This window comes from Lentilactobacillus fungorum, from assembly GCF_016860605.1.
Taxonomy (GTDB): Bacteria; Bacillota; Bacilli; order Lactobacillales; family Lactobacillaceae; genus Lentilactobacillus; species Lentilactobacillus fungorum.
On the sequence record NZ_BNJR01000008.1, the window covers coordinates 20,778 to 41,102 of the forward strand.

At 43.5% G+C, this 20,325-nt stretch carries 19 protein-coding genes; 9 read left to right on the forward strand and 10 right to left on the reverse strand.

The annotated features are described in order from the left end of the window. Window positions 1–61 precede the first annotated feature (61 nt). Together yjeM and YK48G_RS04155 are read right to left on the reverse strand one after the other, a co-directional pair. Window positions 62–1,561: a glutamate/gamma-aminobutyrate family transporter YjeM gene (gene yjeM, locus YK48G_RS04150; protein WP_203629462.1), complete on the reverse strand. Its 1,500-nt coding sequence runs from the start codon at window positions 1,559–1,561 to the stop codon at window positions 62–64. Window positions 1,562–1,970: 409 nt separating this feature from the next. Then, the gene (locus YK48G_RS04155) at window positions 1,971–2,681 is read right to left on the reverse strand and encodes an MBL fold metallo-hydrolase (protein WP_203629463.1); all 711 of its coding nucleotides are present in this window, start codon (window positions 2,679–2,681) and stop codon (window positions 1,971–1,973) included. 222 nt (window positions 2,682–2,903) lie between these two features. On the opposite strand from YK48G_RS04155, the gene YK48G_RS04160 reads away from it, so the two are divergent. Next, window positions 2,904–3,305, forward strand: coding sequence for a MerR family transcriptional regulator (locus tag YK48G_RS04160; RefSeq protein WP_203629464.1), 402 nt, complete (start codon window positions 2,904–2,906; stop codon window positions 3,303–3,305). A gap of 79 nt (window positions 3,306–3,384) precedes the next feature. On the opposite strand, the gene YK48G_RS13660 is transcribed toward YK48G_RS04160, so the two are convergent. The 4 genes from YK48G_RS13660 to YK48G_RS04180 form a co-directional block, all read right to left on the reverse strand. Further along, entirely contained in the window at window positions 3,385–4,803 is a 1,419-nt protein-coding gene (locus tag YK48G_RS13660) for a DUF5776 domain-containing protein (RefSeq protein WP_373300160.1), read from the reverse strand. Window positions 4,804–4,961: 158 nt separating this feature from the next. Further along, entirely contained in the window at window positions 4,962–5,651 is a 690-nt protein-coding gene (locus tag YK48G_RS04170) for a 2,3-diphosphoglycerate-dependent phosphoglycerate mutase (protein WP_203629465.1), read from the reverse strand. A gap of 60 nt (window positions 5,652–5,711) precedes the next feature. Further along, window positions 5,712–6,710: an AI-2E family transporter gene (locus YK48G_RS04175; RefSeq protein WP_203629507.1), complete on the reverse strand. Its 999-nt coding sequence runs from the start codon at window positions 6,708–6,710 to the stop codon at window positions 5,712–5,714. 243 nt (window positions 6,711–6,953) lie between these two features. Next, a complete protein-coding gene (locus YK48G_RS04180) occupies window positions 6,954–7,856 on the reverse strand; it encodes a hypothetical protein (protein WP_203629466.1) in 903 nt (300 codons plus the stop codon). Window positions 7,857–8,538: 682 nt separating this feature from the next. Between YK48G_RS04180 and YK48G_RS04185 the strand changes: the two genes are divergently transcribed. From YK48G_RS04185 to YK48G_RS04220, 8 genes are all read left to right on the forward strand, one after another. Continuing rightward, on the forward strand, window positions 8,539–8,919 hold the full coding sequence (locus tag YK48G_RS04185; RefSeq protein ID WP_203629467.1) for a DUF1694 domain-containing protein: 381 nt from the start codon (window positions 8,539–8,541) through the stop codon (window positions 8,917–8,919). Between the two features lie 414 nt (window positions 8,920–9,333). Further along, on the forward strand, window positions 9,334–10,059 hold the full coding sequence (gene pxpB, locus YK48G_RS04190; protein WP_203629468.1) for a 5-oxoprolinase subunit PxpB: 726 nt from the start codon (window positions 9,334–9,336) through the stop codon (window positions 10,057–10,059). Next, complete coding sequence (locus tag YK48G_RS04195; RefSeq protein ID WP_203629469.1) at window positions 10,052–11,086, forward strand: 5-oxoprolinase subunit C family protein; 1,035 nt, start codon at window positions 10,052–10,054, stop codon at window positions 11,084–11,086. Before pxpB ends, YK48G_RS04195 begins: the two co-directional genes overlap by 8 nt. Window positions 11,087–11,372: 286 nt before the next feature. Then, window positions 11,373–11,777: an acetyl-CoA carboxylase biotin carboxyl carrier protein gene (locus YK48G_RS04200; RefSeq protein WP_203629470.1), complete on the forward strand. Its 405-nt coding sequence runs from the start codon at window positions 11,373–11,375 to the stop codon at window positions 11,775–11,777. Next, the gene (locus YK48G_RS04205; RefSeq protein ID WP_203629471.1) at window positions 11,752–13,131 is read left to right on the forward strand and encodes an acetyl-CoA carboxylase biotin carboxylase subunit; all 1,380 of its coding nucleotides are present in this window, start codon (window positions 11,752–11,754) and stop codon (window positions 13,129–13,131) included. The genes YK48G_RS04200 and YK48G_RS04205 overlap by 26 nt, the downstream gene beginning before the upstream one ends. After that, window positions 13,121–13,912 carry a putative hydro-lyase gene (locus YK48G_RS04210; RefSeq protein ID WP_203629472.1) on the forward strand — a complete coding sequence of 264 codons (792 nt, stop codon included), beginning with the start codon at window positions 13,121–13,123 and terminating at the stop codon, window positions 13,910–13,912. Before YK48G_RS04205 ends, YK48G_RS04210 begins: the two co-directional genes overlap by 11 nt. A gap of 17 nt (window positions 13,913–13,929) precedes the next feature. Beyond that, window positions 13,930–14,679 (forward strand): LamB/YcsF family protein, encoded by a 750-nt coding sequence (locus YK48G_RS04215; protein WP_203629473.1) that lies wholly within the window; start codon window positions 13,930–13,932, stop codon window positions 14,677–14,679. A gap of 292 nt (window positions 14,680–14,971) precedes the next feature. Further along, the gene (locus YK48G_RS04220; protein WP_203629474.1) at window positions 14,972–16,198 is read left to right on the forward strand and encodes an NRAMP family divalent metal transporter; all 1,227 of its coding nucleotides are present in this window, start codon (window positions 14,972–14,974) and stop codon (window positions 16,196–16,198) included. Between the two features lie 63 nt (window positions 16,199–16,261). On the opposite strand, the gene YK48G_RS04225 is transcribed toward YK48G_RS04220, so the two are convergent. The 4 genes from YK48G_RS04225 to YK48G_RS04240 all read right to left on the reverse strand — a co-directional run bounded on the left by YK48G_RS04225 (window position 16,262) and on the right by YK48G_RS04240 (window position 20,323). Continuing rightward, window positions 16,262–16,594, reverse strand: coding sequence for an AzlD domain-containing protein (locus YK48G_RS04225; RefSeq protein WP_203629475.1), 333 nt, complete (start codon window positions 16,592–16,594; stop codon window positions 16,262–16,264). Window positions 16,595–16,605: 11 nt separating this feature from the next. After that, complete coding sequence (locus YK48G_RS04230) at window positions 16,606–17,385, reverse strand: AzlC family ABC transporter permease (RefSeq protein WP_203629476.1); 780 nt, start codon at window positions 17,383–17,385, stop codon at window positions 16,606–16,608. 120 nt (window positions 17,386–17,505) lie between these two features. Then, window positions 17,506–18,774, reverse strand: a complete 1,269-nt coding sequence (locus YK48G_RS04235; RefSeq protein ID WP_203629477.1) for a D-alanyl-D-alanine carboxypeptidase family protein — start codon at window positions 18,772–18,774, stop codon at window positions 17,506–17,508. A 382-nt stretch (window positions 18,775–19,156) separates the two neighbouring features. After that, window positions 19,157–20,323: a sensor histidine kinase gene (locus YK48G_RS04240; protein ID WP_203629478.1), complete on the reverse strand. Its 1,167-nt coding sequence runs from the start codon at window positions 20,321–20,323 to the stop codon at window positions 19,157–19,159. Between the last annotated feature and the right edge of the window lie 2 nt (window positions 20,324–20,325).

Genomic DNA, 20,325 nt, shown 5'->3' on the forward strand with positions numbered 1-20,325 from the left:
AATTCCCGTATGTGGCTGGTTATTTTTTACAATAATTAAAGAAAGTTTCTAATTTAGCATTTTAAAGCTTATCAATTGGTTCCTTTAGCTTCTTTGATTGATACCATAGGAACGCCCAAGCAACCAGGCCGAAGAAAATTGGGCCGATAATTGTCCAAAATGCCGTGACATAATCGTGATCAAGAATTGGCGCGATGGCTGTAAACCCAATCCCAATGATTAAGACCAGCATCACGATGACCACAATGATATCGGTAACCCACCGGTTCGTAAAGATTTCAAATGGACGCTCAAGATCCTTTCGCCGTTTAAAGAACGGAAAAGCCGCAATTAAGAACAGGTAAGGAAACGACGTGGAGATATTGCCCATGTTCGTCAAAATCATGTAGAACTGTTTGGCACTAGAACCGCCGAACGTCACGAAGAAGATAAGAACCGCTACGACAATTGCTTGCGTCCACATGGCAAAGGCTGGCATCCCCTTATCATTGAGTTTGGTCATCCGCGCTGGCCAAAAGTCAGGATTTGATCCCATGATAAATGATTTGAGTGGTGAATAGATCAAGATAAAGAAGGAACCCATGTAAGCCATAAACATACTCAAGCCGGCGAACCGTGCAAACGACGTGCCTAAAATCAGACAAGCAGCATTGGACAGATGCAGGCTTTGGCCCAAAACAACGCCCAGATTGTTCATCAAGACGTAGGTGATGTTACCCAAGTTGACTTGGCCACGACCAATCACTGAATGCCAGTTAGCGCTAATGCCCCAAAGAAAGATTGATAACGAATAAGCCACCATGATAACAAACGTCGAAATGACTAAGCCTTTGGGAAAGTCCTTTTCCGGCTTATCCATACTATCGGTTACCCCACCCATCGTTTCGGTACCGGCATACGCAAAGACCGCGTAAATCACAAATGACAGTAGCGCCATTTGTGACTGAAAATCTGGGTTGGGTGATTGAATAAAACTATGTAACCCATGAATTGGCTCTGCTAATTGACCGCCGTTCATCACCAAAATAACGAGACTGGCAATCGTAAAAATAACCGTCAGCAGTGACACAAAAATGCCACCCAAAGAAGAAATCTTTGAAATCGAATCAATGCCCCGGACTGCAAACGAGGTTACCACTAAAATCCATAAAATCGCCATTAAGCCGATGACCTGATTAGAGTTAAGGCCGAATAAAGCCCAACTTTGCGTTTGATCATGGCCAAAAATGGTGGTTGAAAACGGGATCCATACCTTTGACGCCGTTGACATTAACCAAATAATCCACGACGACAGCCAAATGAAAGTACCAATAAATGCCCAGCGGTCACCAATCGAACCGGCCAGCCAAGAATAAATGCCACCGTGAGCGTCTTTAAACGTCGACCCGTATTCGGCAAACATCAACGTGCTTGGTAACAAAAATAAAATTGCCGCCAAAACGTACCAAATAATGCTTGCATACCCCATTTGGTCAAAGGCAACCGTGGTGTTGGCAAAGCCATAGATGGTCGATAGAATCATCAAAATTAGGCCGATCAACGTAATCTTTTTCTTTTTCATCACTTATACTCCAATAATTGATTTAATGAAGGGTAACGCAATCGACGTTTGACTAAGGTGCAATCCAACCGAGCCTCATTTGTCACTAAATTACGATCCCTTAAAAGCACGATTGATTTTAGCATTTAGTCATTAAATTTATCCCAACAAAAGATTTGAATTTAACGAGTAATTATGAAAAAGCACAGCGAAATTCTCACTAATTAAACAAACCAGCCGTTGCATAAAAGATGCAAATTCAGCCGGTTGCTTAGTGAATTCCTTAATGTAAAGCGATTACGCCATGCAGATTATCAAAAGAGATGCAACTCATCTTGTATCGAATATGACAAACTGATTGGGTTGCATTAAATAATTGAGGCATAATTTTAATCTAAGTGCTTAAGGTAGCATTAACTAGCACTATGCGTTATTTAATTTTTCGTTTAGCATGCTCAATTGCTTTCGAGATTTTCTGATTCGCATCCTTAATAACCCGACCATGCCCAACCATTAGGTAACGAATTGGTAACTGGTTTAGCCGCACCATACTTTTGATAGCTGTTGCCGGACTCCAAGTAGCGGCAGCAGAGAACGGAAATTGCCAATGCTTATCTCCAGCAACTGCTAACCCGCCACGAGAAACCATGGCGTCGCCGGCCAATAGTATTCCTGAAGACTTCTGATAAAAAACAATCGACCCCGGGGTATGACCTGGAGCATGATAGACTGTTAGCGACTTTAAATGATCACCTGATCTTAGAAAAGCATTTGGTTTGGTATGTAGATTACGGTCAAAACCTCCTTGAATTTCGGACTGATCCTCTGAGGGCAATAACTTAAAGTTGCCAGCCATTAATCTTGCGTCACGACTGGAAACATATACTTGCGCTGCCGGGAAGACCAACTTAATCGCATCCAATGAACCAATATGATCCACGTGAGGATGGGTTAAAGCGATTCTTGTGAGTGGTTTGTTTAATGCCTTAATCTCTTGTAGAATCCCGTTTTTACAAAATGCCATTCCGGTATCGATTAGCGTTAAATCCAAGCCCTCGTCCACTAAATAACAATTAATTGGAAATATTTTTGGGAGAAATGCCAACTGATAAACATTACCAAATTGTCGAACTTTCATCATTATCACCTGATTCCCGGCTGTCTCCAGCCTTAATTACGGTGAGCATAACACGGGGGTCAACGCCCATGTCAATCTTTCCGATTAACCTAACATAACATATAGAAGCCAACCATCAAACAACTTTCAAAGTCATTTCCCCTACCCGCATATTCGTTTGGATAAGGCTATTTGACCCGGGACGCTACCCCTATGTTAGACTGGTACTCACAAAGAGGTGATTAGATGAATACAACGGCCTTCTGTGAATTAGTTCATACAACTCGTGACACACTGCGTTATTATGATTCGATCGGCCTATTAAAGCCTCGACGATCAGAAAATGGCTATCGTGACTATACATCAGCCGATTCAACTACTTACAACATTATTCAAAATTTGAAAGCAGCCGGGTTATCACTAAACGAAATCTCTCAAGTTCTTCAACTTCAAAACCAACCGATTACGTCGGATTGTCGGCAGTCTGTTCTAACAATGATTCAGGAAAAGAACGATTATTTCACAGCCCAATATCATTTTTATGCGCAACTCATGGCGATTGCATCGCAAATGAGTACCGAAGTTCAGAACAATCATCAAGAGAAGCTAGACGGTCTCATTGAAAAATTGGGATATTTGGATGATTAAACCAGGCGCTAAACTTACCTACAAGTTGATAATAAACAAAAAAGCGCCCAGATTACCGAACGCTTTTCCACTTCATTTATTAATGATTAACCTGAATGACTAATTTCTTATTGCCTGTAATATACGTTCCGTTACTTAGTTGGTAGCGAGTAGTCAAACGGTGCTTCACAATCTTTTTAACGACGAGCGGAGTTCCCTTCTTATAATTGGCAACCTTACCAGTTAAGTTAACCCGCTTATAAGCATTGACGCCCTTAGGATTAATCACCGTTAATTGCCGACTCTTTGGCATTGTCTTGTAATAAACCGGTACCACATACTTTTGGTTGGCAGTAATATAACCAACTTTGCCAGCCGTCTTGCTGCCATGGTTCACATCGCGAACTTTGTAACGCAAGGTGCCTTTAGCCGAATGGGCATAACCAGTCACTACAAACATTGGGCGACTAATCCGCTTGGCTTTAGGATACTTAGCGAGTCGCTGAGTATTCTTGAAAGTTGAATTCTGATACAAATAGATTCCTTTAGTCGCGTAAACGGCAGCCCCTTTAACAGCTACGTTATTTGGCGTACTTGCCGTATCTGCCTGCTGGGTTGTTGATTCACTGGCAGCCAGTGTTGTAGCCGCTGAGCTTGAATCATGCTTTGGCGTTGTGATCTCACCAGTTGGAGTGGATGGTGTCACTGACGCAGTGGTCGATGCAGGTTTAACGTGAACCGTCAAGTTGTCAGTGTCATCACTGGTCAATGTGTATTTAATTGGCTTCGGGTCAACTAGCTGGTAGCCATTAGGCGCCACTGGCGTGTATTCACCATTCTTGGCAACGAAGCCATCGATCAAATCGGATTTTACGATCGCTCCTTTAGCATCATCATTTACATAGTTAACGGTTGCTGAAGCAGGTTGGTATTCATAAGTAACCGTGATGGATGACGGAGCCATTTGACCGTAAAATTGCATGCTTAATGGTGGAGTTCCCTCAAATGAAATTCCTGTTTTTATGGCTTCTAAAAAATTAATAAAAGCTTCAGAAATTGTGTTGAATGGTTTCATGAGTTTATTATCCACAAGCACTTGAAATTCAGCCATGCCGATATACGTTATTTGGAGTGAATCATTAGGGTTAACCGGTTGAAGTGTCGCAATCACTCGATTATTTGGAGTATCTAACGTCATAGCTTTACTCGAAGCATTTAATATTGCCTGAAACGCTGGGTCTACTCCGAACTTAATCGATCGAACTGTTTCCACTGGCTCATACCCCGGCACACTCACATTAACACAGTCTACAGTGGAATTAGTAGCCGTAATTGTAAATTGCGCTGGTGCTTTTAATTGATTCCCCTTGGTATCGACAACATAAACTGTCGTTGTAATCTTAGTTGGTGTGTCATCAGCCCGAACATTAAGAGATTGACCCCCAATTAAAAAGATAATAACGGAGACCAAACAAATATAGCACGTCGCCATTATCGCCCTCATTTGATTCTTAGCCATTATTTTCCCCTCCGATTATGAAAATGATAACCCTATCGCACTCTCCTTTTAGTATATGTGAATTATTGATCAAAATCAAATTTGGCGGCCGGTGATAAAGAAAAAAGCCAACCTAAACAAGATTGACTCTATGATTTTATTCAATTAGCATTCAATTATTAATCCAACTTCGTCTTATTCAAAACATTCAACTTATCATCAAAATCATAAACAACTGGTTCGCCGGTTGCCATTTCCAAATTCATGATGTCTTCATCTGAGATGTTTTCAATATACTTGGAAAGTGCCCGCAATGAATTACCATGGGCAGCGATAACCACGTTCTTACCGTCTAGTAGCTTAGGGGCAATTTGATCTTCCCAGAATGGCATTACTCGTTCCAAAGTGACTTTAAGGTTTTCGCCACCAGGGATAATGTGGGGATCCAAGTTTGCATATCGACGATCGTGAACAGCAGAACCTTCATCGTCAGCCTTCAAAAGTGGTGGCAAAACATCATATGAACGACGCCAAATATGAACTTGCTCATCACCATACTTTTCAGCGGCCTTCTTCTTGTTATGGCCTTGCAAAGCACCATAATGACGCTCGTTTAGACGCCATGACTTTACTTCTGGAATCCAAAGTTGATCTGAATATTCCAAAACGTAGTGCAGCGTCTTGATGGCCCGGGTTAAGACAGATGTAAATGCAAAGTCAAACTCAATGCCAGCTTGCTTGATTAACTTACCAGCGTTGATTGCCTGCTTAACGCCTTCCTCACTTAAATCAACATCGACCCAGCCAGTAAATTGGTTGGATAAATTCCATTCACTTTGTCCATGACGAATTAAAACAAGTTTTGCCAATTTCATTACCTCTTTCTCTTATTGTCTATCAGTTGATTTTACACCAAATGTCATCATTTTTCAGCCTTTTTTAGCGGCATTTTTATCTGCGGCTGCCGCTACTGGTTCATCGTGGCGTTTAACCCCGAGAATATCCAAGAAGAATGTGAAAATCGGGACGCCACAAATTAACCCCCAGACACCAAAGAAATGCTCACCAACTAACAAGACGATGAATGTGTAAAAGATTGGTAAGTTGGTCTTAGATGCCATGAAATTAGGGTTCAACACATAGGCTTCAAACGCGTGCACCACCAGAATTGTAATGATTAGGTACACCACGTCTTGGATCCCACCTACCGAGTAACCTACCAACGATAAGGGGATAAACGAGATAATCACCCCAGCTACCGGAATCAAGCTTAAAATAAACACCATTAGCGCCAAAACAGCTAGTTGTGGCAAGCCCATGAATGCCATGGCAATTGTAGTCAAAATCGTGTTGCAAATTGCAATGAAGAACTGAGCTTCGATCACGACACCAAACGTTGACACAAATTTCTTGCCAAAGAAGTAAATATCTTGGAAAAACCAGCCAAAATCACTTTCAAGAAATAGCAGTGAAAACTTGTCCATGGTTGCTTTTTCTACCGTAAAGAAGAAACTGAGGATCATTGATAAGAAAAATGTAATCCCCATCGTGCCGATACCAGTGACATATTTCCAAATGAGTGACACGCCATTTTTCATTTGTCCCATGATGTTACTTTGTTTGACAAGTTCGTTAAACCAGCGAATAGTCGTGTCATCGGGGACGTTCTTAGGATTCGAGTAAAAATTAATGATATCTTGAGTCGCGTTGATTGCTTGATCAGCAATTTTTGGAATATAGATCGTGATGCCATAATAAATCGCCAACACCACTAGGACATAAACGACAGTCACAATCAACGGGCTTGGAATCTTAATGTACTGGCGGATTTTATCCGTTAGTTTGACGACCAGTAAGCAAAAAATAAATGTTAGCAAGAGTGTACTCATCATGCTCCTAGTAACATACAAAACGAAAATAACCAGCATTAAGACGGTGAATCTTCGAAGTGGAACGTTATTAATAAATCTAGACCAAGCCGACAAACAACCAACTCCCCTCACGCTTATGATAAAAATCGTGTCTTAATCATACATTGATTTAGCTATTCTAAACAAGTTTAATCTATATTTAATCCATAATTGAAGGCAAATTTAAAATCTCAGAAAGGATGGGAACCATCTATTCCTGAGATTTTATTGCACTAGCTTATCAATTAATTGCCTTATCGATCAATAATGCGCTTTAACGTATTGTCTAATGGACTCATTGCTATTATGGGCCCCTTTAATAACATTACGGACATCTTGATCGCTCATAGCATTGGAATCCACGCCCGCTGCACTAATTTGCTTTCTAGCACTCGCAATTTGGCTGGCCGTAATTTCTTTGCCATTAATTTCTTTTTGACTTGGCGTCACCGTATATTCATTTGACCCCTTATAGTTCGCAGCTGCCTTTTTCTCTGATGAAGTCAAACTGGCGCTGCTATTAGAAGCAACGTTGGGGTTGTTGGTCGTATCACTTGAAGAAGTTGATGATTCAAAATCATTTGAGCTGGTTGCACTGCTGCCAGTCAAGGCACTATTGTTTTTGTCCCGTAGCTTTTCAGCTTTTGCTAAGACTGATTTGTAATAGGTCTGCTTAATTGATTTATCTGAGAAGATTTTATCCAATGTGCTATTAGACTCGGCGTACTTACCTTCACCAGTTTGGTTAAGCGCTTGATTATAAATCTTGTTGTATTTCTTGATGTTTGCCTGAATTGTTTTAATTAATGATAATCTTGCCTTAGCCCGATTCTTTAATAAATCATTGCCCTTCTTGGTGTCAGCAACTGATTGATAGTTACTCTTGGCATTATCAAATTGGCGATCATTAAACGAATCATTAGCAGACATAAACGTTTGGGTCTGGTTCAAAATGACTGACGCTTTATTATCGTTAGGCTTTCTCTTTAATGCGTTCGTATAGGCTGTTTCTGCAGCAGTATAATTTTGATTGGAAATCTGCACGCTGCCCCGCTGCATAGCGTCTGTATAAAGTTTTTCATTTTGACTATGTCGGGCATATGCATAACCACCAACCCCAAGTGCAACAATAATGGTGATTACAATCCAAATCCATCTCTTCAAAGTGAAGCCCTCCTAAAAAGTAAAGTGAGCGGAGCAAAGCGCTTAGAAACTGGAGCATAAGTCTCCTCTAACGGGAATCCCCGGTTCTGGGATTTTCGTTAGAGGTGCTTATGCGGAAGTTTCTGCTTTGCGCAGCTGTCCTAAATAAAGTGAGCGGAGCAAAGCGCTTAGAAAGCGGAGCCTAAGTTGACTTGGCCGGAAATCCCGGTTTTGGATTTTGGGTCAAGTTGACTTAGGTGCAGCTTTCTGCTTTGCACAGCTGTCCTAAAAATAAATAAAGCGCCTAAAAAACACAACTAAGCAAGTTGTTTTACAACCAACCCACGCTTCGGCTAAGCTATAAGCATCAAGGGAATTCAACGTGTGAACGCTTAGCCAACTGACACGGATTTTTGCTTTGCACCGCAAGCATAAAAATTTATTCAAATTTATTATAACATTATTGCCCCGACCACATTCAACAGTTTACACTGGTTTTGAAAACGAATATGATAATTGTGAAATTGAGATTGCTGTAAAATTGAGATTGCCTTTTAAAATGATCCATCAGCTCACATCACCATGAAACAAGTCGTTCGTTTTCTACCATATTATATTATTTCATTTCGACAGGCGAACTGCTTTTTAGATCAATATTTGGTAAAGTAATTTTTTTAAAACAATTGAAGGGAGCCTTGAAGTTATGGCAAACGACTCAGAAGATTATATTAAGCAACACATGTTTGGCAATCCCCAAATCAAGCCCGACGAGAAACGAGCATTTTTAGGCAACTTTAGAGAACGAGTTGCGTTGGCGCTGACAATTAGCCAACTGCGTCAATCTCAAACCAACGAGATGGTCAACCAGGTGATTAACAATTATCCAGAATACCGGATGTATCTCAATGGCAAAATGGATGACGAATTGATTGATCATTACATGGGTATGGCCATCGACCATCATTATCAGTTTACTGTATTGGTTCAAAATGGCGTCAGAGTTCCTGCCCACATTGGGCCAAATGATTTCGGCTTGGTCATCGCTTCGCCAACCGAAAAGGTAAAGCGGCGGATATTATTGTAACGCACAAAATTGGGCACTTACACTTAGAAGGAAGCTTCTGTCCAGCGAAATATATTTCAACCCGGTCGCTAGAAAATTATCTTTAACTGATTTTCTGATTAAACTGACTTAGGCTTGAGTTGCTTCTTAGTTTCGCCCGTTTTAGCTCAGTCGGCCCATTCACATACATCAAAACAATTCATTCCCCATCGGGCCACCAACATCCTGGCAAAGGACATTGGCGGCCCGATCACCATTTATGAGATTAATTGTCTACCATCTATTTTGATGCCCAACAACGCTTTTGCTGGTAAATCCGCCATCTTTCGCGCTAAAATTGAATTTGACAAACATTAGTTCACAGATTAATATTATTTTTAACTAATTTTGTTGCTTAATTTCTAATAATTATACACATTGAATCGAGGTTCGCTCATGAAGCGCTATCAATTAGTTCCTGTTGGTGATCAAGCAATTTCAATCGAATTTCCAAACGAAATTAATCCTCAAGTTAACTTGCGACTCCAAGCACTCGCTCGAATCATTATTCAATCCAAGCTGGCCGGGGTCCAAGCTGTCATTCCTGCCTACCATACCCTAATGGTTACTTATGACGCCATGACCACAACTTTGGCGTCATTAGAACATCAGCTCAAGCAACTGATTGACGACCAGCTGACAGCCCCATTGCCGCCTAGACGAACGCTATTTATTCCGGTTTGCTATGAAGAACCTTACGGACCAGATCTAGCCGATGTTGCTGACTATGCCGGCATTTCAGCTGCTGATGTGATTAAAAAGCATACCGAAAAATCCTATCTCATTTATTTTCTTGGCTTTTTACCAGGATTTGCTTATATGGCTAGCGTCGATAAGCAGATTGCAATGCCCCGGCTCTCCAAGCCGCGGGTTAAGATTCCCGCCGGCAGTGTGGGCATCGCCGGGATTCAAACCGGTTTTTATCCCGTTACCTCCCCCGGCGGCTGGCGTTTAATTGGCAAGACGCCGTTGACCCTGTATCGACCAGATGCCCCGGAGCCGTTTTATCACGCCGGCGACGAAATTAAGTTTGAGGCGATCGATAAGCCGACTTTTAAGGCAATCAAACAGGCCGATCAACTTGGTCACTATCAAGTAAAGGTGGTGAGCGAAAATGCCTAACTTATCAGTAGTTCAACCGGGATTGCAAACAACGGTTCAAGATCTGGGACGCATCACTCACCAAATCGATGGCTTCCCAACGTCTGGCAGTATGGACCAAGCTGCCCATCGATTAGCCAATCTGCTGGTTGACAATCCCGGCAAGACTGCCGTACTTGAGTTCGCGTTAGTTGGCCCCACCCTTGTTTTTCGAACCGAGACATTCATTGCATTAACCGGCGGCCAGTTTTCTCCTAGTTTAAATGGCAAACCAATTCCCCAAAATCAGGCCATTCGAATTCAAAAAAATGACCGCCTGACAATTGGTGCTGTCGAAACTGGCCGGTATGGTTATCTGGCCATCAAAGGCGGCATTCAAGTCCCTCCCGTGATGGGCAGCCGCTCGACTACCCTGAGGATTGGCATCGGTGGCTTTCATGGCCGGGCATTGGCTGCCGGTGACCAGCTGCCAATCACCACTCAAAACGTCTTGTCAGCCTATGCCCATCGCCAAGTTTCCCAACAATTTCTAAAGCATTTTTGCGACCCGCTCTTGATGCTGCAAAGCCCTTTAACCATTAGAATTTTGAAAGGCCCCCAATGGCACCTGTTTTCAACTCAAGACCACCAGCGACTCCAACATCAGCAATATCGATTAACTGCCGATGTTGACCGAATGGGTTATCGACTAGCAGGCAAACCACTCGTTACCCAACTAAAAAGCCTTCTCTCGGAAGCAACCGTATTTGGTGGTATTCAACTTACGACTGATGGCCAGCCAATTGTGTTACTAGCCGATCGGCAAACAACTGGCGGCTACCCGGTCATCGCTACCGTTTTAACGGCAGATATTGGTAAATTGGTGCAATGTCAACCTCATCAGCTCATCCAATTTCAGCTAACTGATCTGCAAACAGCTCAGGCTGAATTGCACCGGCAAACCGAATTGCTTCAACGGCTCAAAGTCAGCTTTATCGATCAACGCTATCAAAATCCAATTGGCATTAATCGAGCAGCAGCGCAACGAATCCGTAGACTTTTTCCTTAGGACAGCTACGCAAAGCAAAAGTCTGTGCATAAGCACCTTTAACAAAAATTCCAAGCCCGGGAATTTCTATCTGAGGAGCCTTACACTCCGACGGCCGTGAAACGCCTAGCCTACCTGGCGCTTTCTAACCGCTTTGCTTAGCTCACTTTTTTAGGACAGCTGCGCAAAGCAGAAACTTCCGCATAAAACATCTTGGCCAAAAATCCAGGCCCGGGATTTCCGGCCAAGATGCCTTATGCTCCAGTTTCTAACCGCTTTGCTCCGCTCACTTTTTAGGAGGACGCAAATGAACATTGACTTAATTCAAGCACTTGCCAAAATATTAAAAGATAATCAACTTTCAGAGTTAACGTATCAAAATGGTAATAGAAAGCTCAAACTCAAACAACAATTGGAAAAAAGTATCGGCCGGCCCGAACCGCCAGTGAGTATCGAAAATACTAGCCCTCAAGACGAACAAAAAGTCATTACCGCACCAACGATTGGCACCTTTTACACGTCTAAATCACCATCCGACCCGCCATTTGTGTCAGTTGGTGATCACATTGAGGTTGGCGACACAATTGGCATTATCGAGGCAATGAAAGTTATGAACGAAATCAAAGCCGATAAGGCCGGGATTATCAAAGAAATCCTTGTCACAAACGGCCAAGGAGTTGAATTTGATGAACCAATTATTCAGCTCGCATAAGCCAGTTAAGCAATGGCCTTTTCATAAAGTCCTTATCGCTAACCGTGGCGAAATTGCCGTTCGTATCATTCGCGCGTGTCGCCAATTAGGATTGGAATCGGTCGCCATCTACTCAACCGCTGATAAAGACGCTCTTCATACTAAATTAGCTGATTCAGCAGTTTGCATTGGCCCCGCGAACGCCGCTAATAGCTATCTCAACATCAATAACATTATTACGGCTGCCCAGGTTACCGGTGCCGACGCGATTCATCCTGGTTATGGTTTTTTATCCGAAAACGCCGATTTTGCTCGGGCCTGCGAACAGAACCACTTAATTTTTATCGGTCCAAGCGCTGATGCCATTTCACTACTTGGCAATAAAGAACAAGCCCGACAAACAATGGTTCAAGCCGGGATGCCGCTTGTCAAGGGTAGTCCAACAGTTTTAACCGATTCAAAGGCGGCGTTAACGGAAGCCAAAAAGATCGGCTTTCCGATCATGATCAAGGCTAGTGCAGGCGGTGGCGGTAAAGGGATGCGAGTCGTCCAGTACCCAGAACAGTTTGAAAGTACCTTTGATCTTTGCCAAGATGAGGCTCGTTCAGCTTTTGATGACGACCATATGTATTTAGAACAATACCTTACCCATCCGCGCCACATTGAGATTCAACTGATTGCTGATCAGGGCGGCAACACCTTAGCCATTGGTGAAAGAGACTGTACGATTCAAGCCAATCACCAAAAAGTAATGGAAGAAGCCCCGGCCCCTTCACTTGACGACACTACTCGCCAGCAAATGTTTACGATAAGCGAACAAGCCGTCGCCCACATTCATTACGAAGGTGTTGGCACGGTAGAGTTTCTATATAACGGCCCCGGCGCCTTTTACTTCATGGAAATGAACACCCGGATCCAAGTTGAACATCCCATTACTGAACAAACCACTGGCTTAGATTTAATTGAAGCTCAATTTCGAGTTGCTGCCGGCGAGCCCTTAGTTGACAGCCGACCAACAGTTGCGAACTACGCGCTGGAATGTCGAATCACGGCGCTAACGCCTGGGACTATCTCCGGCCTTCATTTACCCGGTGGCTTAGGCATTCGCGTTGATACTGCCCTATATCAAGGCTATAACGTCCCGCCAAACTACGATGCCATGATTGCCAAGCTAATCGTTTATGGGCCAAATCGTAACGTGGTATTAACTAAAATGCGCAACGCTATCGATGAAACCGTGATTGCCGGTATTTCAACGAATTTAGAACTATTAGCCCAACTCCTAGCCGAACCTGATTTGATCGCGGAAAAAACCGATGTCAACTGGCTGGATCATCTGTTAGCAGCAAAGGAGGAAGATTCTTATGACAACTAATTTGGCAACGTTATCTCCCGTTGAGTTACGCCATCTCATCCGCACCGGTGAATTTGCTGGCCCCACCAGTGGTTTGGCGGCCGGTTACACCCAAGCAAACTTAGTCATCTTGCCAAAATCTTGGGCCTACGACTTTTTATTATTTACCCAACGAAATCCACGGCCATGTCCAGTACTAGAAGTCAGCGATACTGGCAGCCGTAAGCTCCATGATTTTGCACAAGATATTGATCTGGCTAACGACTTTCCAAAGTACCGCATCTATCGGGACGGCATCTTGGAGAAAGAAGTCACGTCAGTAGCCGATATTTGGCAGGACGATTTTGTCAGCTTCATTATTGGCTGCAGCTTCTCGTTTGAATCCGAGCTACTAGCTGCCGGCATTGAAGTCCGCAATATTACTGAAAAAGTGAACGTCCCAATGTACAATACAACCATCCCGTTAAAGTCGGCTGGTCCGTTTCATGGCAACATGGTCGTCTCCATGCGTCCCATCTCAGAGAGTCAAATTCCCGTTGCCGTCCAGGTGACTGGCGCAATGCCAAAAGTTCACGGTGCCCCCATTCAAATTGGCGATCCACAAGCAATCGGCATCAACCACCTTGACCAGCCAGATTATGGTGATCCAGTGACGATCAAAACTGGGGAACAGCCCGTCTTTTGGCCGTGTGGCGTCACCCCGCAAAACGCTATTATGCAAACCAAGCCGCCACTGGTGATTACCCACGCACCCGGCCATATGTTAGTAACCGACGTTGTTAATGCCACGCTAAAATACTGAAAGGAAGCAATTTCATCATGACAACAATTGATTTAAACAGTGATCTTGGCGAAAGTTATGGTCGTTACCATCTTGGTAATGACGATCAGGTCATTCCACTAATTAGTTCAGCCAACATCGCCTGCGGCTTTCACGCCGGCGATCCAGATGTCATGTACCAGACCGTTTTAATGGCTGAATCAGCTGGCATTGGCGTTGGCGCCCACCCTGGGTTTCCAGATCTCGATGGGTTTGGCCGTCGGCGAATGGATATGAGCTTGGAGGCGGTTACCCATATGGTCACTTACCAAGTCGCCGCCCTAGCTGGTTTCACAAAAACTCATCACCTGCATCATGTCAAGGCCCACGGTGCTCTTTATAACGCAGCCGGAAAAGATTTAGCATTGGCAACTGCAATCTGCAAAGGGATTAAGGCCGAAGACCCTCACTTGATGGTCTATGCCCTTTCAAATAGCGCCTTAGTGACAGCCGCTCAAAACCTTGGATTACCAGTCGCCCAAGAAGTCTTTGCGGATCGAAATTACCAGGCTGACGGCAGTTTAGTGCCCCGAAGCCAAGCAAATGCCGTTTTGCATGATCCTGATGAAATTGCCAAACGAACAATTTCAATGATTAAGACCCAATCCGTTCAGGCGGTTACCGGTGAAACGGTGCCACTCAAAGTTGACTCAATTTGTGTTCATGGTGATAATGGTGCAGCTCTAGAAATTGTTAAGCACCTCACCAAAGCATTGAACCAAGAAGGAATTGCCATTAAAACCCGTTAATTTGGACTCTGGCAGGTTTTAACGCTCGCTTTATTAGGACAGCTGTGCAAAGCAGAAAGCTCCGTGTAAGCACCTCAGCCACAAATCCCAAACCCAGGGATTTCTGTCTGAGGAGCCTTACACTCCGCTTTCTAAGCGCTTTGCTCCGCTCACTTTACTTAGGACAGCTGCGCAAAGCAGAAACTTCCGCATAAAACATCTTGACCAAAAATCCAAGCCCGGGATTTCCGGCCAAGATGCCTTATGCTCCAGTTTCTAACCGCTTTGCTCCGCTCACTTACTTTGAAAGGAAATGCCCATGAAAAATCCACAAGTTCCTACTAACCCAGATAACAAACGACTTAGAAGTGCTGCCTTGGGTGCTGCGTTCCTAATGGCGATGGCTGCCGTTGGCCCAGGCTTTTTGACTCAGACTGCAACCTTTACCGGCCAATTAGGAGCTAACTTTGGGTTTGCCATTCTGGTTTGTATTATTGTCGATATCATCGTTCAACTCAATATCTGGCGAATCATCATCGTTTCCGGTAAACGGGCGCAGGTGATTGCCAACGAAGTCTTTCCAGGCCTAGGATATCTTCTCTCGTTCCTAGTTGCCATGGGCGGTTTATTCTTCAATATTGGTAACATTGGTGGGGCCGGCTTAGGTTTAAACGTTTTATTTGGTATCTCCCCTGAAAATGGCGCACTCATTGCTGCCGCTATCGCAATCATCGTCTTAATCATTAAAAACGCCTTGAAAGCAATGGATATTACCGTCCAAATTCTTGCCGTCATCAAAATTGGCATCTTGCTTTATATTTTGTCCGTTATGACTGTTCCGTATGGGACCGCAGCGGTTCACGCCTTTGACCCTTCCAACGTTAACTTTTACTCAATCGTAACGATTGTTGGTGGTACAGTAGGTGGTTATATCTCGTTTTCCGGCGGTCACCGATTATTGGAGGGCGGCGCTCATGGTCCTCAAAGTATCAAATACGTAAATGAAGGCGCCTTAACCGGCATTGGGATTGCCTCAGTCATTCGGGTCATGCTTTTCTTAGCTGGTCTGGCCGTCGTAACGGCTGGATTCAAGTTAGATCCAGCTAATCCAGCTGCTTCCATTTTCAAATACGCTGCTGGCAACTTTGGCTATAAGTTCTTTGGTTTACTGTTATTTGCTTCAGGGATGTCCTCGACGCTTGGGTCAACCTTTACGTCAACCTCATTTTTGGACTATGCCGTCAGCGACCGTGGTGGGGCGATGTTTAAGCGGTATCGCAGTAGCTTTATTATCGGTTTCATCATTGTTTCAACTGCTATTTTTTATTTTATTGGCAATCCAGCCCAAGTGTTGGTCGTCGTCGGTGCCTTAAACGGCTTTGTCTTACCAATTGCCCTGGCAATCTTATTGCTTGCTTCTAGAAAGCAGCCGATTATGGGCATTCAATATCATCACCCGGCCTGGCTCACCTGGACTGGTTGGCTCGTTGTTATCTTTATGGCTTACGCAGGTGTCCGCACGATCATGGGCTTATTCTAAATTAAAAAGTGCCTGGCAACGACTCAACTTGAAGTCATTGCCAGGCACTTTATGTATCTTCATCTAAACAACCATCGCAAGCAGAAAAACTGCACATAAGCCGAGGACAACCGAAATTGCCATCGAACGTGTCCAATAAGCAATCCCAATGACGATCACCGCAGCGATCATTTCAGGAGCACGGTTAACAACTGAAACAACGTAATCAGGCGTGATAAAAATATCTTTGACGACCAGTGCTGTAAACAAAGATACGGGAATATACCGCATCCATTCATTGAACCAATTGGGGATCTTTCTGGTTCTAAAAAACATTAGTGGAATTAAGCGAGGCGCAAACGCCACACAAAAACATCCTAATATTAACCAAACATGCTGTGTCGTGTTCCATTCCATACGAACTACTCCTACTCATCAACGTCTTCAGGTGAACCAGCTGGATTCTTAATATGTCTTAATAAGCTGCTGTCGGGAAAATACTTTCTGATTGATGCCTCTGCCATAAAACCAATGAATGAAGCCGCCAGCGTTGAAAGAACCAGTCCCAACGTTGATTTGGTCAAAACCATAAAGTAAGCCGCTAAGAATCCCGACAAAATACAAATTAAAATAATCAACCCATTTTTTAACTGAACCACAATCATGTACAAGAACAAAGCCGTTAAAGCAAAATGGACAATTGTTAAGTCAATGTGAATGGCACTTCCAATCAAACTACCAATAATATTGCTGACCGTCCAAAAAGCCAACGTCATATGTTCAACGTGAAGCGCTTCTTTGGGGGTAAACTTTTTATCCGTTGAAAATTTTAAATAGTTTAAAGCGTAATTTTCATCATTCATTGAAGCCGCAAAAAGAGCTGTGAAACCAAGTGATTGCCCGTGTAAATACTTTGAAAGGCTGGACCCCAGTAATGCATACCGCAGTTCAAGAAAGAACATCATCAAAATAACTGAATACATTGGTGCGCTGGTTGCCAGTAGTGACGCAATTAAAAATTGGGCTCCACCGGAAAAAACCATAACTGACACCATTAAAGTGGTCCAAACGTTAAATCCAGAAGCGTTCAACAAGATACCACAAGCCAAACCAATTGGAATATAGCTTAAATCAACTGGCAGCGAAGCGTCTAAAATGCGCCGCCAATACGGCTCTTGTTCCCTAGACTTCGCAATGTTTTTACCCAAAAGGATTCCTCCATTATAACGCAATGACTACCCTGCTCCATGTAATATTTGTGTAAACACAATCCACGTACAATTATATTGGATATGGATCAATTAATAAACACTTTAAGCAAATGTTTTTCAAAACAGCCGCAAAATCGCCCGCCACAGCAAAACAAACGGGTTGGCCTTTTTGACCACTTCATTGGTCACTAATTTGACTTTATTATAATAACCACGTAAATATTTAGGCAGCACCCCGGCAAAACTGAGTTGGGTCTCGCCGGCATTGGTCCCTTTTTTGGCCGGAGCGGCAATCTTGTGATTTAGCTTAACGTACTGACCGTGAACTTGCTGCTTAGAAATGGATCGGGGCGCCCAAACCCAGGCTTTTTGCTTAGTGACGGCTTTTACAGCCATTTGTTTGCCATCTGGCACAGTAGCTTTACCGACACCTGAAATCTGGCTGCCTTTGTTAAACGTCAGTGGGTGTTGGGCCACAAAAACGTAGCGCATTAATTTTGCAGTTTGCACGAATCGGGCTGGATCAGCTGCTGATTTGTTGCTTGCGCCTAATACCACGGTAATAATCCGGTGATGATTTTGGGTTGCTGACCCGACAAAACACGCGCCAGCCTTATCGGAAGTCCCGGTCTTTAAGCCGTCAACCTGGACGCCTTGAGCAATCTTTTTATCCGTCAATAACTGATTATGGCCGCTAATCGTCGTCCCGTAAAATTTGGACCGCGTTTGCTTAGTAATCTGGGTTACTTTGGGAAATTCTTTGATTAACTTACTGGCCAATAAAGCCACATCGCTGGCAGAAAGTTCATTTTCAGCATTTGCACTAACATTCGGCAACGCTAATTTCCCCGTCAGCTTGTTTGTTAATCCCGAAGCGTTATAAAATTTAGCGTCGTTAATTCCCAATTGCTTAGCAGTCTGATTCATTAACTTGGCAAATTTTGCTGAAGTCCCAGCAACTTTTTGCCCAAGCGCCAAAGCCGCAGCATTAGCCGAAGCCACCAAGGTTGCGTTGGTTAACTGCCGAACCGAATAAGACTTGCCAGCAACTAATGGGACGTTGGTTAATTCTGCGGCGGTACTCAATTTGGCCAAAGCAGGCGTGATTTTGACCTTATCACTCCAAGCTAAATGGTTTTGCTTAATTTGATGATGAACTATGTAAATTGTCATCAGTTTAGAAACCGATGCAATTGGTAAAGCCTGATGCGCGTTTTTTTCATACAATACTTGGCCAGTTTTAGCATCGACGGCGATCGCAGCTTTGGCAGCAATCGTTGGCTGATTGGCAAGTGTATCAGCACGGACACCTGCATCAAGACCAACGCCAGCAGACAATAAAAAAGCGCCAGTTAAGGCAATCATTAATTTAAATCGTAACTTCATCGAAATCCCTTCTAGTAAATAGTGAGCGGAGCAAAGCGGTTAGAAACTGGAGCATAAGGCATCTTGGCCGGAAATCCCGGGCTTGGATTTTTGGCCAAGATGTTTTATGCGGAAGTTTCTGCTTTGCGCAGCTGTCCTAATATAGTGAGCGGAGCCAGGCGTTCAGAAAGCGGAATATAAGTCTCCTCTAACAGAAATCCCCGGGCCTGGGATTTTTGTTGGAGGTGCTTATATGGAGGTTTCTGCCTGGCGCAGCTGTCCTAATAAGTGAGCGGAGCAAAGCGGTTAGAAACTGGAGCATAAGGCATCTTGGCCGGAAATCCCGGGCTTAAGTTTTTGGCCAAGATGTTTTATACGGAGCTTCCTGCCTGGCGTAGCTGTCCTAACCAATCCGTGACTTCGCGTTTGGTTGACTCAAACGATCACCGTGTTTGATTGGAACATGAATCGCAAAAGTTGTCAAATCAGGATCTGAGGTGACATTAATATAGCCGCCATGCAGGTCAATAATACTTTGGGCAATTGCCAATCCCAACCCCGAACCACCAGTGTCTTTGTTTCGGGATTCCTCAACTCGATAGAATCGTTCAAAAATCTGGTTAAGCGACTTTGGGGGAATTTGAGGACCATCATTGGAAACGTTGATAATTGCTTCGCCTGGTTTGCCAATTTTGGCACTCAAGTAAATATTTTGACCACCTTTGCCATATTTAATCGCATTAGAAATCAGGTTGTTAAACACCCGCCCTAACTTCTCCGCGTCTGCCTCAATATATAAAGGCCGATCCGTGTCCTTAGCAGAAATCGCCAAGCCACTTTTTCTGGCATCCAGCTCGAAGCTAGCAACAAGTTGCTCCATCATTTGGTTGAGATCAATCTTATTAATCGAAAGCGGCGTTCCGGTCTGCTTGACTTTAGTATATTCAAATAAATTATCAACTAGTGACTTCATTTGCTTAGCTTTAAGATACGCAATTTCAGTATACTTCAATAAATCGGCTTCACTATGATACTGCTTATCTTGAATAAGCCCCAGATAACCCAAAATGGACGTCAGCGGTGTCCGCAAGTCATGACTCACGTTGGTAATTAATTCGTCCTTAGAGCTTTCGATAGCGCGTTCTTCATTCATTGACCGAATGACACTATCAACCAGCGCGTTAATACTTTCAACAACTGATTGCGTATTCCCTTTTAATTTAAAGCTGATTCGATGGTCCAAATGCCCATTGGCAATGTAATGTAATTCGCTAATAATGTGTCTTAACTGCATCTGATGATAACGGCGAATAAGCCGCCAATAAACTACCGCGGCATCAAAGATCAACATTAAGACAATGAAAATATTTTCCCAACTCCAAAGATGATAATGGTTGGGGCCAATCAATATGGATCGTTTAATAATGAAGATACCATCCCGCAACCCCGGATTGGTCATAATCGATTGGTTAATCAAAATAATAATTGACAAATTTAGCAGCAATAACAGAATAACTGTCACAATGCCTTCTAAAAATAATTCAGTTTTTTCCCGGCCGGTTAACTTCAAGT

Coding starts and splice junctions, on each gene's coding strand:
- yjeM (WP_203629462.1), bottom strand. CDS start 1,561: ATGAAAAAGAAAAAGATTACGTTGATCGGCCTAATTTTGATGATTCTA.
- YK48G_RS04155 (WP_203629463.1), bottom strand. CDS start 2,681: ATGATGAAAGTTCGACAATTTGGTAATGTTTATCAGTTGGCATTTCTC.
- YK48G_RS04160 (WP_203629464.1), top strand. CDS start 2,904: ATGAATACAACGGCCTTCTGTGAATTAGTTCATACAACTCGTGACACA.
- YK48G_RS13660 (WP_373300160.1), bottom strand. CDS start 4,803: ATGGCTAAGAATCAAATGAGGGCGATAATGGCGACGTGCTATATTTGT.
- YK48G_RS04175 (WP_203629507.1), bottom strand. CDS start 6,710: ATGCTGGTTATTTTCGTTTTGTATGTTACTAGGAGCATGATGAGTACA.
- YK48G_RS04185 (WP_203629467.1), top strand. CDS start 8,539: ATGGCAAACGACTCAGAAGATTATATTAAGCAACACATGTTTGGCAAT.
- pxpB (WP_203629468.1), top strand. CDS start 9,334: ATGAAGCGCTATCAATTAGTTCCTGTTGGTGATCAAGCAATTTCAATC.
- YK48G_RS04195 (WP_203629469.1), top strand. CDS start 10,052: ATGCCTAACTTATCAGTAGTTCAACCGGGATTGCAAACAACGGTTCAA.
- YK48G_RS04200 (WP_203629470.1), top strand. CDS start 11,373: ATGAACATTGACTTAATTCAAGCACTTGCCAAAATATTAAAAGATAAT.
- YK48G_RS04205 (WP_203629471.1), top strand. CDS start 11,752: ATGAACCAATTATTCAGCTCGCATAAGCCAGTTAAGCAATGGCCTTTT.
- YK48G_RS04210 (WP_203629472.1), top strand. CDS start 13,121: ATGACAACTAATTTGGCAACGTTATCTCCCGTTGAGTTACGCCATCTC.
- YK48G_RS04215 (WP_203629473.1), top strand. CDS start 13,930: ATGACAACAATTGATTTAAACAGTGATCTTGGCGAAAGTTATGGTCGT.
- YK48G_RS04220 (WP_203629474.1), top strand. CDS start 14,972: ATGCCCATGAAAAATCCACAAGTTCCTACTAACCCAGATAACAAACGA.
- YK48G_RS04225 (WP_203629475.1), bottom strand. CDS start 16,594: ATGGAATGGAACACGACACAGCATGTTTGGTTAATATTAGGATGTTTT.
- YK48G_RS04235 (WP_203629477.1), bottom strand. CDS start 18,774: ATGAAGTTACGATTTAAATTAATGATTGCCTTAACTGGCGCTTTTTTA.